The following is a 12,368-nucleotide window of genomic DNA, read 5'->3' on the forward strand; positions in this document are numbered from 1 at the left end:
TAAAAAAAATGAGAGTTCATATTTTTAGCGCTTCCGGTAGTGGAGTAACCATGCTAGGAAACGCTTTATCCGAAAAGTTAAACATTCCCTATTTTTACAGTGATACTTATTTCTGGGAGAAATCTAATCCGCCTTTTACAATAAAACGAAATCCCGAAGAGCGAAATTCAGCTATTCAAGCGGAACTCAACAATAATGAAAACTGGATTTGGGGTGGTTCATCAATGAATTGAGGCGAGAATGTATTCCCTGCATACGATTTGGTTATTTTCTTATACTTACCGCATGAAGTAAGAATGGAACGTCTCAAGAAAAGAGAACTGGAAAGATATGGAGATATTATTTTAACCGACCCGGAACGTATAAAATTATTCAAAGAATTCATTACTTGGGCTGGTGACTATGATGATACCAAAGGCATTGCTAACAGAAATTTAATCGTACACGAAAATTGGCTGAATAAATTCACCTTTCCTATTCTAAAAATAGAAGGAGATTTAACTGTAGATGAAATAATGAAGCTAGTCATCGATAAATTGACCGAAGAAAGAATAAAATAATTAGAATTAATACAATGGAAACCTCAACTATCTGGGTCACAAATAACATTCATAAAGATTTGCTTGAAGCAAAAAAACTACTCTACGATTCTTGTAACCTAGAATGTACACAACCAATAGCCGAAGCCGAGAGTACCGATTATGGTGCTTATACTTTTAAGATCAATAAACAATCTGTTATATATCGCGTGGCGAAAATTACTCCAACCAAAGTGGGACAATTTGTTACGTTATGGAAAAGAAGCAACAAAGGTCCTATTGCCCCTTTTGAGATTACAGACAATATCGATTTGTTTATTGTAAGCACTAGAAATGATTCTCATTTTGGACAATTTATTTTTCCTAAATCGGTATTACATCAAAAAGGAATTTTATCCGATGATAAGAAAGAAGGCAAACGTGCCATTCGTGTATATCCGCCTTGGGATAATACAACTAGCAAGCAAGCACAGAAAACACAACAATGGCAATTAGACTATTTTGTTACTATTCCTAGTGATAAACCCGGTGCGTTGGATTTAATAAAAAAGTTGATTCCTTGATAAATAAATCTTATTTTAGCTAATACTTAAATCAATAGCCATGACAGGAATAGAAAGTTTAGGAACATTTATAATAGCAGCAATAATTGTGGTTATTACTCCGGGAATCGATACTATCATGGTATTAACAAGAAGTATTTCTCTAGGCAAAAAAGCAGGATTATATTCGGCTTTGGGAGTTAGTTTAGGCTTAATAGTTCATACGCTTGCTGCCACATTTGGACTTTCGCTTATTCTGGCACAATCTGCACTTGCCTTTAGTATTGTTAAATATTTAGGAGCTGCCTATTTATTTTATCTGGGTTATAAATCGCTTACTGCAAAAACAACACAAACAGAAATAAAATCTATTGAAGTTAAAAACACTAAAAACAGGAAATTATTTTTCACAGCTTTACTAAGCGATATTCTAAATCCTAAAATCGCCATTTTCTTCCTGGCATTTTTACCGCAATTTGTAAAAAGTTCAGAGATAAACAACCCTGCTCCTTATTTATTACTCGGATTCATCATCTTTATTATAACCCTAATATGGTGTTCATTTTTGGCATTAATGAGAAGTAACGTTGCAACTCTTTTTAATAAAAACAAAAATGCCGAAAGCCGATTGAATAAAATGACTGGTATAGTTTTCATTTTACTTGGCCTAAAAGTCGCTTTCACAAAAAGATAATTATAAGGGATCATAACTAATTTTAAAACAGACAATATGAAAAACAACACTCGATTACTTTTATTTTTAGCAATTATTGGTATAGTTGCTGGAACAATAATTAAACTTCAGGGTTATAAAACTATTGGAGACACATTCCTCGGATTATCAACTCTCGTTTGGTTATATATTATTGGTTCCTTTATTTATGCAAGACAAAAAAGATAATGACTAAAACAATCTATAGAATTCAAATGGTTATTTTTCTAGGCGCTCTATTTATGATAGGACTTGGATTATTCGATCTAATAAATAATGGATTGAAAACGGGAAAAGAACTCGTTTGGCAAATCTCACTTTTCATTCCTTTTATCTTATTAAGTATTTCTTCGGGCATTAGAATTTATTTAAAAAATCCGTTACAAAACAATAGCTAAGTTCCTTTAATCAAACAAATAATACGAACGTCCGAGAAGTAATTCTGGAGATATCAAGCATATGAATACCGATTACACAAAATTAGACAATCCTGCCTGGCATTCTTTATCAGAAACACATAAAGAGTTTCAAGTAGATTACAATACTATCAAATTTTATCATCCCGATTATTGTCCTTTCGGTGGATTTATGACTTCCGAAAATATCTCAAACGCAATTGATGAATATTCAAAACTGACAGACAGTTTTTTTATTGTTGGCGAAAAACCACAACTTTCAAATCAATTAGAATTGAAAAAAGAATTAATATGTCTGCAAATGATTATCTATAATCGAATAGATATTGAAATAAAAGAAGAAATTATCCCACTTACAACCAACGACCATAACGATGCTTTATTTGAATTGGTTAGTTTGGTTCAACCGGGTTATTTTAAAAGAAAAACGGCTTTACTAGGCAATTATATCGGAATATTTAAAGATAGTAAACTTATTGCTGTTACTGGCGAACGCATGAAAATGAATGATTTTACCGAAGTAAGTGCAATCGTAACCCATCCCGATTATACAGGACAAGGATATGCCAGACAATTAATCGCTCATGCAGTAAATAACATTTTCGATCAGAATAAAACACCTTATTTACACGTTGTTGAAAATAATATAGGTGCAATAAAACTATATGAGAAACTAGGATTCACCACGAGACGAAAAATGAGTCTTTGGTATATTTCAAAGTAAAACAAAGGCAGTTCTAATTTATTAAAAACAAATTAATTATGACACCAAGGAATTACAGGCAAGGAGCAATCGGTGCTTTACTTGACGAATACGAACGTACAATTATTGATTTACAACAAACTATTTCGGATATTTCGGATACTGAACTTATAATAATTGTAGACAATCAAACAACCGATTCCAGCTTTATATCAATTCAGACTATTTTATCTCATGTTGTTTGTTCGAGTTATGCTTACGCTATTTACATTCGACGTTTTAAAGGAGAGACAATAGATTTTCCTTTTGAAATATATCACATGACTATCCATGATTATCATAATCACTTAAATGATTCTTTTAATTTTATGGTCGATTCCTTTAAAGGTATAAATGACAATGAACTCGAAGAATTTGCCAATAACAAAAAACTAATTACCTCTTGGGGACAAATTTACGATATCGAACAAATTATGGAACATGCCATTGTACACGTTTTGAGACATCGCCGCCAAATCGAAAAATATAAAATAATAGTCCGTCAATAATAAAACAAATCTATACTATTTGTTTCCTACTTAATAAATTACCTTTTCATGAAAAAAATATGCTGCCTCTTTATCTTTCTTTTATTTGCAAATTCAATTTTTGCTCAAACAAAAAACAAACAAGTTAAAGATGAAAGTCAACCAATAGTTCTTGGGATTACAGATAAAATAAAATCGACTGAACTTGGTGAAACAAGAACAATAAACATTTACTTACCCGAAGGATATAATAAAAAAGACACCTTAAAATATCCTGTAATATATATTCTGGATGGTGGTCTCGAAGAAGATTTTATTCATATTACAGGAATCGTTCGATTTAATACACAATCCTGGATAGCACGATTTCCAAAATCAATTGTAGTTGGAATAGAAAACACCAATAGAAGACGTGATTTTACATTTAGCGTTCCGAATTTGGATTTTGTAGAAAAAATAGGATTCAAAAAAGAAAGCTTTCCTAAGTATGGCGGGTCTGATAAGTATATTGCTTTTCTTGAAAAAGAACTACAGCCTTATATTGATAAAAAATTCAATACAGACTATCATAAAACTGTTATCGGCGAATCATTGGCAGGACTTCTAGCAACCGAAATTTTATTAAAACACCGAAATTTATTTGACAGCTATATAATTATCGCTCCAAGTTTATGGTGGGGAGATCAATCCTTATTGGCGGAAGCTCCTAAATTGCTTAAAGCAAAAGATAATAAACCTGTACAAGTATATATTGCTGCCTGTGACAAAGACGAAGATAAAACTATGTATGATGTAGCAGTATCATTAAGCGAAACGCTAAAGCAAAATGACGGAAACAATACTAAAGTACATTATGATTATATCCAAAACGAAATTCACTCTACTGTAATTCATCAAGCTGTTTACAACGCTTTTAAAGCCTTTTATCCAAAAACTATTTATCAGAAATAAAACGATAACATCATTCCTTAATAAATTAAAAAATTATGACCGAAGATCAAGAATACATCTATGATTCATTAGTAAATCAAATAAAAATGGGATTTTTTCCTATTGATGAAATTAAAGAAATGACATTGGAACAAGTCGAAGATGAAGGAATGGAAGATGAAATTTCAGAAAAATGGATTAATAAAACCATTGATGCTGAATTTAAAAAACACAAAGAAGCAAGCAAAAACTGGAATACTCCAACTGATACCGAAAGACTTGTAAAAGCATTTAATGAATTGAGTGAAGCGAAAATTATTGCACTTCATAATGCTGGTTACACAACAAGCGAAGGAGAATATGAAGTTGTTGAGGTAGAAATAGAATTAAGAAAACACCAAATACAATCGGATGGATATTGCTTTTATCACGGCCAGGATCTAGAAAGAGCCATTGATCCGGATAGTAGGAACTTAATGATTTCTTTTCAAAAAATAGATAATTCGGATGATACTGTTACAATTACTGTTGGCAAAAAAGTAGCCGAAATACTTAAAAATAATGACTTCGAAATAGTTTGGGACGGAACTGCTCAAACCAAAATAGAGATCCCAAACTTTAATTGGGAAAAGGTTTATAGTGACTCCGATGAGGATTTACTAAATCATAATAGAGTATTGCCGTTTATGGTAAAGTAGTGGTTTAGGTTAATGATAGGGTTACTTTATGTGTAAACCTATATTACGTAGACGCACTGCAGTGCGCCTCTACAAAAAACCTTTGAACCTTTATTCCTAAGAACCTTTACTCAGAACCTTAAAATACCTTCGTCTTTTTTTACAAAAACATTAACACTACTCTTATTCTTACAAACAGTAAATGATATTATATTTGGTTCATCATTTTAGAACTATCTAAAAATGAAATCATCAACATTCAAAAAAACAAAACAAAATGACAAAAGTAATCACGGTTCTAACTATTGCATTATTCTCTATGGGTGTAAGTGCTCAGGAAGCTAAGCCAACAGCTAAAAAAGAAACTACTTCGAAAACAATGAGCAAAGCTGATATTGAAAAATGTAAAGCTAAATGCAAAGCCGAAGGAAAAAAATGCGATAAAGACATGGCTGGTAAAGATGCCAAAAAATGTTGTGCTAAGAAATAATACTTCTTTGTATTCCATAAAAAATGCCTCAAGAAATTGAGGCATTTTTTTATGTTTTATATTTTCTTTCTATAGATTACATACTATCTAACTCTTTACGAAAGGAACGCAGATGATACGGATTCGCTAAGGCGAAAACACGGATTAAAACGGATTTTATTTTGATTATTTTTAAATCAGTTTTAATCCGTGGCTTTACTTTTGTAAATCTGTATCATCCGCGTCCCCTTTTTATGGGCAATTTAAGTTAGCAACTCTTTACTTCGTCCGTTCGCTATCGCTCGGGTGTCAAAATCCTAAACTGACTTTCTTAACTCGAGACTGAAAGTCGAACAGACGAAGTAAATCTGTGGCTAATAACTATTTTACGCGTACGCTCCATTCAAAATCCATTTCGGATACTTGAATTCCTTTTTCATCGGTTCCTATAGATTTCATCCAGAAGGTTTGCCCCTCGCCTGTTTCGATTGTTCTTTGGATAGCTTCGGCTATTAAATGACCGTCGTTGCATACGAATGTAATACGTCCGGTTGCTTTTTTGGTAAAGTTCCCTTTATTATTAGCCACAAGCATAGAGATCTTGCGTCCGCTTTTTTGGATTCCGGATATTACCAATGCTCCTGTTGTAAGTTCGGCTGCCATAGCTTGTACTGCAAAATACATGGAGTTAAAAGGATTCTGGTTTATCCAACGGTGTTTTACCGTTACTACGCATTTATTGTCGTCGATTTCTTTTACTCGTACTCCACAAATGAAGGCCGATGGTAATTTGAATAATACAAATTTATTGAGTTTGGAAACTGAAACTGCCATACCGTTTTGTTTTTTATGTAAAAATACAAAAAAACTATGCGCGCACAATAAATTGTTATTACTTTCATAAAACGCCAATAAATACGGCTAGTTACACTCATTTCCAACACTTTTTTCATGTAAATAAAATTTCAAATTTGTTAAAATTTTGTTAATAATTAGTACTATGCAAAACAAGATACTGTCTTTTAGCCATATATTTGTATAAGAAATTACTATATACTTTTAATCATGGAAACAACAACACCACTAATCATGGAAACATCATCTGAAAGAAACACTGCGGCGTTCACACATTTAAGTACATTGACTCAATATTTTATTCCGTTTGGGAATTATATCTTCCCGATATTAATCTGGACGAGTAAAAAAGACAAGTCAGAATTTGTGAATCATCATGGTAAACAAGCTTTAAATTTTCAGTTAAGCTTATTGTTATACACTTTGGCTCTTGCATTAATCGCTATTCCAATTTTTGTTTTTGTAATCTTCAAGAACATTCCGATGAATACAATTATTCACGATGAAGATTTTATTCTGAATAATTTTAATCTTGGCGACAATATCGGAATCTTGAGTATTGGAGTTTTGGCAATTTTAATCTTTGGGATGTTAAAAGTACTTGAGTTCTTTTTGGTTATTTATGCTTCGATAAAAGCTTCGAACGGGGAATTATACAAATATCCGCTTACGATTCCTTTTATTAAGTAACGCTTATCCTTCGACTCCGCTCAGGATGACAAGATAAAAAGTTAAAAGTTATATACAATATATGAGTCTAGCCCTGATAGAAGCGGCATCCTTTTTCTGGCTCTTTTTGCTAGAAAAAGATATAGCGGAGAGCAGGAAATAGCTTCAAAAAAAAAATCATCAATCAATCATCAATCAAAAAACGAATCGTTCAATCTAAACAAAACAAAATGAAATTATGAACATTGAAAACACAAAAGCACAGATGCGCAAAGGTGTTCTTGAGTTTTGTATCTTATCTGTACTGAAAGAAAAAGATGCTTATACATCGGAAATATTAGACACTTTGAAAAACGCAAAATTACTGGTAGTAGAGGGAACTATTTATCCATTGCTAACCAGATTGAAAAACGACGGTTTACTTAATTATCGCTGGGAAGAATCGACTTCGGGACCACCACGAAAATATTATGGATTAACCGAAATAGGTCAAACATTTTTAAACGAACTAAATGGTACCTGGAATGAACTTTCGGATGCTGTAACACTAATCACCAATCAAAAACAATAGTCATGAACAAAACAGTAAATATTAACTTAGGAGGTATGTTCTTTCATATCGATGAAGATGCATACTTAAAACTAACACGCTATTTTGACGCTATAAAACGTTCTTTGGGCAACTCTTCTGGTAAGGATGAAATTATTAAAGACATTGAAATGCGTGTGTCGGAATTATTGACCGAGAAACAAAAAAGCGAAAAACATGTTGTAGGTTTAAAAGATGTAGATGAGGTGATTGCAGTAATGGGACAACCGGAAGACTACATTATAGAGGAAGAAGCTAACTCATCTAATCAATCATTTAGCAATTCTGGAACTAGAAGAACCAAAAAATTATACCGTGATAAAGAAAAAGGTATGATTGGTGGTGTAGCAACAGGTTTGGGACATTATTTTGGGATTGACGCCGTTTGGTTAAAAATCATGTTCTTGATATTTGTTTTTGCAGGATTTGGAACTGGTATCGTAGCGTATATCGTTTTATGGATTGTAACTCCCGAAGCTATAACAACTTCGGAGAAACTTGAAATGACTGGTGAACCGGTTACGATTTCGAATATCGAAAAAAAAGTACGTGAGGAAATCGAGTCTTTTTCGGATAAATTTAAAAATGCCGATTATGACAAAATGGGAAACCAGGTAAAGACGGGTGCTGAGAAATTAGGAAATGGTTTTGGTGATTTTATTATGACTGTTTTTAAAATCTTCGCTAAGTTTTTAGGAATTATTCTAATCATGTCTGGGATCTCAACTTTGATCTTATTGCTTATTGGGGTTTTTACTTTGGGAACAAATATCTTTATTGATTTTCCTTGGCAGAATTTTGTAGACGCTGGGAACTTTACAGATTACCCTATTTGGGTGTTTGGTTTATTGATGTTCTTTGCTGTTGGGATTCCTTTTTTCTTCTTAACACTTTTGGGTTTTAAATTACTGGCTCCAAACATGAAATCTATAGGAAATATTGCTAAGTATACACTTCTTGCAGTTTGGATTATAGCAATGGCACTAGCAATAAGTGTTGGGATAAAACAAGCAACTGAGGTTTCTTATGAGAACAAATCGGTACAAAAACAACCTATAAACATTAAAACTACTGATACTCTTTTTGTAAAGTTTAAATACAATGATTATTACTCTAAAGACCTTAATCACCACACAGATTTTGAATTTGTACAGGATTCGGCAAATAATCAGCTGATATATTCAACGAATGTTAACATTCATGTAATGAAAACTGATGAGAAAACTGCTTACATTCAAATAGAGAAAAAAGCAAGAGGAAGATCATTTATCGATGCTAAGGAAAGAGCCGAAAAAATAAACTATAAAGTCGAAATAAAAGGAAATCAACTTATACTTGATAATTACTTTCTTACTGATGTAAAAAACAAGTTTAGAGATCAAGAAGTTCAGATTTATTTATACTTGCCAGAAGGACAATTATTAAAACCAGATTCTTCGGTAGAAGATTACGATCGCTCTGATGATAATTTCTTTAATCTGCATTTTAGTTCAGACAATTACATCTATAAAGTAGAAAGTTCTAAAGTTAAATGCTTGAATTGTCCAATATCAGAAAATGAATTTGATGATGTTGATAATAATGAAAATAATGACCCAAGCGATACTATAAATGAAGTATCGGTTAAAATAAACGGAAAAGAAGTTCTGAACGGAAAGAAAACATCAGGACACTTAACTACAGATAAAAACGGAGTTATAATTAAAATTAACTAATCATGATCAAGATAATTATGTGTATTACCAAGTTTATAGTTGTTGCCTTAACAGCTTTATTATTTGCTTCTTGTAACTTTACAAACAATCTAAAATCGATACAAGGAAGCGGAAAAGTTACTACTGAAAAAAGAAACATTCAGGGAGATTTTAAAAATATATCTGTAGAAAACGCTATCGATCTTGTAATTGAACAATCGGATAAAACCGAAGTTACTGTAGAAGCTGACGATAATTTGATAAACGGAATAACTACTAAAGTTGAAGGAAACACATTGGTAATTAAATGTGATTATAATTCTTTTAGTAATGTAAAGTCTAAAAGGGTTATTGTAAAAATGCCAAATATTGACAAAATAGAAGCTTCGAGCGCATCATCTGTAAAAAGCCAAAACATTTTAAGAGGAGAAGATATTAGTCTAGAGGCTTCAAGCGCTGCAACAATGGATTTAAATATAGAATCGGATGCTATTACTTGCGAAACAAGTAGTGCCAGTTCAATATCCATAGAAGGAAAAGCATTGAAATTAAAAGCTTCTTCTTCTAGCGCAAGTAGTATTAATGCAAAAAACATGCTTGCCAACGATATTGAAGCACAAGCTTCTAGCGGTGCTTCTATAAATGTACACCCAATTGTGAGTTTAAAAGCTGAAGCAAATAGTGGAGCGAATGTTAATTACAATTCAGTTCCTAAATCTATCGAAAAAAATTCGAGTTCAGGAGGAAGTATCAATCAAGATTAAACCTTAAATAGTCCTTAAAATTATATTAATCATCCATCGAAAGTGGATGATTTTTTTATATTTGTAAAAAACTAAATTTAATGAAAAATTACACGCTAGTACTTCTACTTTTAGTTGTTTCCACGACAACTTTTGCACAAAAAAAGGAAAAAATAAAAGGTTCTAAAACAGTAACCATCACTTCCAAAGAAATAGGTGAATTCAATAGTCTTGAAATTAATGACAATCTTGAAGTTTACCTGGAACGTGGTGAAAAAAATGAAATAAAAATCGAAGCCGACGATAATCTTCACGAAATTATCGCAACAGATTTAAATGGGCAATTACTTCGTCTTTACACATCCAAAGATGCCAGTATCTTTAAAAAACTAATTGTAAGGGTAACTTATACAAAGAATTTAATTAAAGTTATTGCAAAAAACACAGCCGTAGTTAACGCTATTCAGGAAGTTCAGCTTGATGACATTACATTTAACTCTGTAGATTATTCGAAATTATTTTTGAATGTAAATTCCAAAAAGTTTGCTTTGATTGCTGATGATAAATCTAAAATCGAGTTAAACTTAAAATCCGAGAATGCAAGTGTTCAATTAAGTAAAAATGCAGGACTAAAAGCATTGGTTGCCGCAACAGATTTTAAATGTGATTTATATCAAAAATCAAATGCAGCCATTGAAGGTAATGCTACAAATGCAACTTTTAGACTTGATAACAACTCTGTACTAACAGGAAATAAATTTACTGTAAAGAATGCTAATCTTACAGCCGAAAGTTATACAACTTGTAGCTTACTTGCAGAAACTACAATTACTATTGCTGCAGGAGACAAAGCCGAAGTTCAGCTTTTGGGAACACCTAAAATTGAACTTACTCGTTTTACAGAAGAAGCTAAATTGGTAAAAAGATTGAAGTAATAAGTAAAAGGTTTTGACTCCGCTACCTGACAATCTTGTCAAATCGAGCAGAGTCGAGATTATAAAAACAAAAAAGTCCCAATCTTACGATTGGGACTTTTTTTATAATGTGTATGTCTAATTAGTCTTTTGAAGCCAAATATCTTTCGGCATCCAAAGCTGCCATACAACCTGTCCCTGCAGCAGTAATTGCCTGACGGTATACATGATCGGCTGCATCTCCTGCAACAAAAACACCTTCAACATTTGTATATGTTGTTCCCGGAGTATTGATGATATATCCTGTCTCATCTAGAGTTAAATAGTCTTTGAAGATATCTGTGTTTGGTTTATGACCAATTGCAACGAAGAATCCTGTTGCCGGAATGTCAAAAATTTCGCCAGTAGTTTTATTTTTTGCTTTTACAGCAGTAACTACTTGCTCATCTCCAACTACTTCTACAGTATCGTGGTTCATTAAAATCACGATGTTTTCGGTTTTACGAACACGGTCTTCCATAATTTTTGAAGCTCTGAATTTTTCACTTCTTACTAACATTGTTACTTTTTTACAAAGTTTAGATAAGTAATGTGCTTCTTCACAAGCAGAATCTCCTGCTCCAACAATTACAACTTCTTGGTTTCTATAAAAGAATCCGTCGCAAACAGCACAAGCAGAAACTCCACCACCCATTTTTAAGTAATGTTGTTCAGATGGTAATCCAAGATATTTAGCAGATGCTCCAGTAGAAATAATTACCGTTTCGCAATGTAATTCGATAGTATCATTAATCCATACTTTATGGATATCTCCAGAAAAATCAACTTTGGTAGCCCATCCATCACGGATATCTGCACCAAAACGTTGCGCCTGACTTTGTAATTGCACCATCATTTCTGGTCCTGTTACTCCATCAACATAACCAGGGAAATTCTCTACTTCATTAGTTGTAGTTAATTGTCCTCCAGGTTGCATTCCTTGATATAAAATGGGGTTCATGTTAGCTCTGGCGGCATAAATAGCGGCAGTATAACCTGCTGGACCAGAACCTATAATTAGGCATTTAATTTTTTCGATTGTATCTGACATAATTTTTATTTTACTGAGATGCAAAGGTAAACTTTATTCTAAAAATTAGAGACTTAAATAAATCCTAAATAACTATATTAAAATAAATAAAATTTATTTTGGAAAATAGTTTTGACAACTCAAATATTTATCTATCTTTGCACCCGCTTTCGGGGTGTAGCGTAGCTCGGTTATCGCGCCTGCTTTGGGAGCAGGAGGCCGCAGGTTCGAATCCTGCCACCCCGACTAAAGTCTTTTCATTTATCTGAAAAGACTTTTTTTGTTTTTAATCCCTTTCAACTTTTTAGATAAACAAAAAC

At 32.6% G+C, this 12,368-nt stretch carries 17 protein-coding genes and 1 tRNA gene; 16 read left to right on the top strand and 2 right to left on the bottom strand.

Features of this window, described 5'->3' with window-relative positions; genetic code table 11:
- Positions 1–8: 8 nt before the first annotated feature.
- From OIU83_RS15605 to OIU83_RS15650, 10 genes are all read left to right on the top strand, one after another.
- The gene (locus OIU83_RS15605; RefSeq protein WP_264207190.1) at positions 9–233 is read left to right on the top strand and encodes a P-loop NTPase family protein; all 225 of its coding nucleotides are present in this window, start codon (positions 9–11) and stop codon (positions 231–233) included.
- A 63-nt stretch (positions 234–296) separates the two neighbouring features.
- Entirely contained in the window at positions 297–560 is a 264-nt protein-coding gene (locus OIU83_RS15610; RefSeq protein ID WP_264207191.1) for a P-loop NTPase family protein, read from the top strand.
- 14 nt (positions 561–574) lie between these two features.
- Positions 575–1,102 carry a MepB family protein gene (locus OIU83_RS15615; protein ID WP_264207192.1) on the top strand — a complete coding sequence of 176 codons (528 nt, stop codon included), beginning with the start codon at positions 575–577 and terminating at the stop codon, positions 1,100–1,102.
- 40 nt (positions 1,103–1,142) lie between these two features.
- Positions 1,143–1,775 (top strand): LysE family translocator, encoded by a 633-nt coding sequence (locus tag OIU83_RS15620; RefSeq protein ID WP_264207193.1) that lies wholly within the window; start codon positions 1,143–1,145, stop codon positions 1,773–1,775.
- Between the two features lie 36 nt (positions 1,776–1,811).
- Complete coding sequence (locus tag OIU83_RS15625) at positions 1,812–1,982, top strand: hypothetical protein (protein ID WP_264207194.1); 171 nt, start codon at positions 1,812–1,814, stop codon at positions 1,980–1,982.
- A gap of 270 nt (positions 1,983–2,252) precedes the next feature.
- The gene (locus OIU83_RS15630) at positions 2,253–2,933 is read left to right on the top strand and encodes a GNAT family N-acetyltransferase (RefSeq protein ID WP_264207195.1); all 681 of its coding nucleotides are present in this window, start codon (positions 2,253–2,255) and stop codon (positions 2,931–2,933) included.
- Positions 2,934–2,971: 38 nt separating this feature from the next.
- Positions 2,972–3,460 carry a DinB family protein gene (locus OIU83_RS15635; protein ID WP_264207196.1) on the top strand — a complete coding sequence of 163 codons (489 nt, stop codon included), beginning with the start codon at positions 2,972–2,974 and terminating at the stop codon, positions 3,458–3,460.
- 48 nt (positions 3,461–3,508) lie between these two features.
- Positions 3,509–4,390 (top strand): alpha/beta hydrolase, encoded by an 882-nt coding sequence (locus OIU83_RS15640; protein ID WP_264207197.1) that lies wholly within the window; start codon positions 3,509–3,511, stop codon positions 4,388–4,390.
- Positions 4,391–4,425: 35 nt separating this feature from the next.
- Positions 4,426–5,067 carry a DUF6891 domain-containing protein gene (locus OIU83_RS15645; protein ID WP_264207198.1) on the top strand — a complete coding sequence of 214 codons (642 nt, stop codon included), beginning with the start codon at positions 4,426–4,428 and terminating at the stop codon, positions 5,065–5,067.
- A 256-nt stretch (positions 5,068–5,323) separates the two neighbouring features.
- Positions 5,324–5,536, top strand: a complete 213-nt coding sequence (locus OIU83_RS15650; RefSeq protein WP_264207199.1) for a hypothetical protein — start codon at positions 5,324–5,326, stop codon at positions 5,534–5,536.
- Positions 5,537–5,896: 360 nt separating this feature from the next.
- On the opposite strand, the gene OIU83_RS15655 is transcribed toward OIU83_RS15650, so the two are convergent.
- Positions 5,897–6,349: a DUF4442 domain-containing protein gene (locus OIU83_RS15655; protein ID WP_264207200.1), complete on the bottom strand. Its 453-nt coding sequence runs from the start codon at positions 6,347–6,349 to the stop codon at positions 5,897–5,899.
- 231 nt (positions 6,350–6,580) lie between these two features.
- Between OIU83_RS15655 and OIU83_RS15660 the strand changes: the two genes are divergently transcribed.
- The 5 genes from OIU83_RS15660 (at position 6,581) to OIU83_RS15680 (ending at position 11,000) form a co-directional block, all read left to right on the top strand.
- On the top strand, positions 6,581–7,060 hold the full coding sequence (locus OIU83_RS15660) for a DUF4870 domain-containing protein (protein ID WP_264207201.1): 480 nt from the start codon (positions 6,581–6,583) through the stop codon (positions 7,058–7,060).
- A 217-nt stretch (positions 7,061–7,277) separates the two neighbouring features.
- On the top strand, positions 7,278–7,610 hold the full coding sequence (locus OIU83_RS15665) for a PadR family transcriptional regulator (protein ID WP_039112343.1): 333 nt from the start codon (positions 7,278–7,280) through the stop codon (positions 7,608–7,610).
- 2 nt (positions 7,611–7,612) lie between these two features.
- Positions 7,613–9,343 carry a PspC domain-containing protein gene (locus OIU83_RS15670; RefSeq protein WP_264207202.1) on the top strand — a complete coding sequence of 577 codons (1,731 nt, stop codon included), beginning with the start codon at positions 7,613–7,615 and terminating at the stop codon, positions 9,341–9,343.
- A 2-nt stretch (positions 9,344–9,345) separates the two neighbouring features.
- The gene (locus OIU83_RS15675) at positions 9,346–10,086 is read left to right on the top strand and encodes a head GIN domain-containing protein (protein ID WP_264207203.1); all 741 of its coding nucleotides are present in this window, start codon (positions 9,346–9,348) and stop codon (positions 10,084–10,086) included.
- Between the two features lie 80 nt (positions 10,087–10,166).
- Complete coding sequence (locus tag OIU83_RS15680) at positions 10,167–11,000, top strand: DUF2807 domain-containing protein (protein WP_264207204.1); 834 nt, start codon at positions 10,167–10,169, stop codon at positions 10,998–11,000.
- Positions 11,001–11,121: 121 nt separating this feature from the next.
- Here the strand turns inward: OIU83_RS15680 and trxB are convergent, their stop codons facing one another.
- Positions 11,122–12,069, bottom strand: a complete 948-nt coding sequence (trxB, locus tag OIU83_RS15685) for a thioredoxin-disulfide reductase (RefSeq protein WP_264207205.1) — start codon at positions 12,067–12,069, stop codon at positions 11,122–11,124.
- 150 nt (positions 12,070–12,219) lie between these two features.
- Here trxB and OIU83_RS15690 point away from each other — a divergent pair.
- Positions 12,220–12,294, top strand: a tRNA-Pro gene (locus OIU83_RS15690).
- The last annotated feature ends 74 nt before the right edge of the window (positions 12,295–12,368 follow it).

Source organism: Flavobacterium shii (assembly GCF_025847235.1).
GTDB classification, from domain to species: domain Bacteria; phylum Bacteroidota; class Bacteroidia; order Flavobacteriales; family Flavobacteriaceae; genus Flavobacterium; species Flavobacterium shii.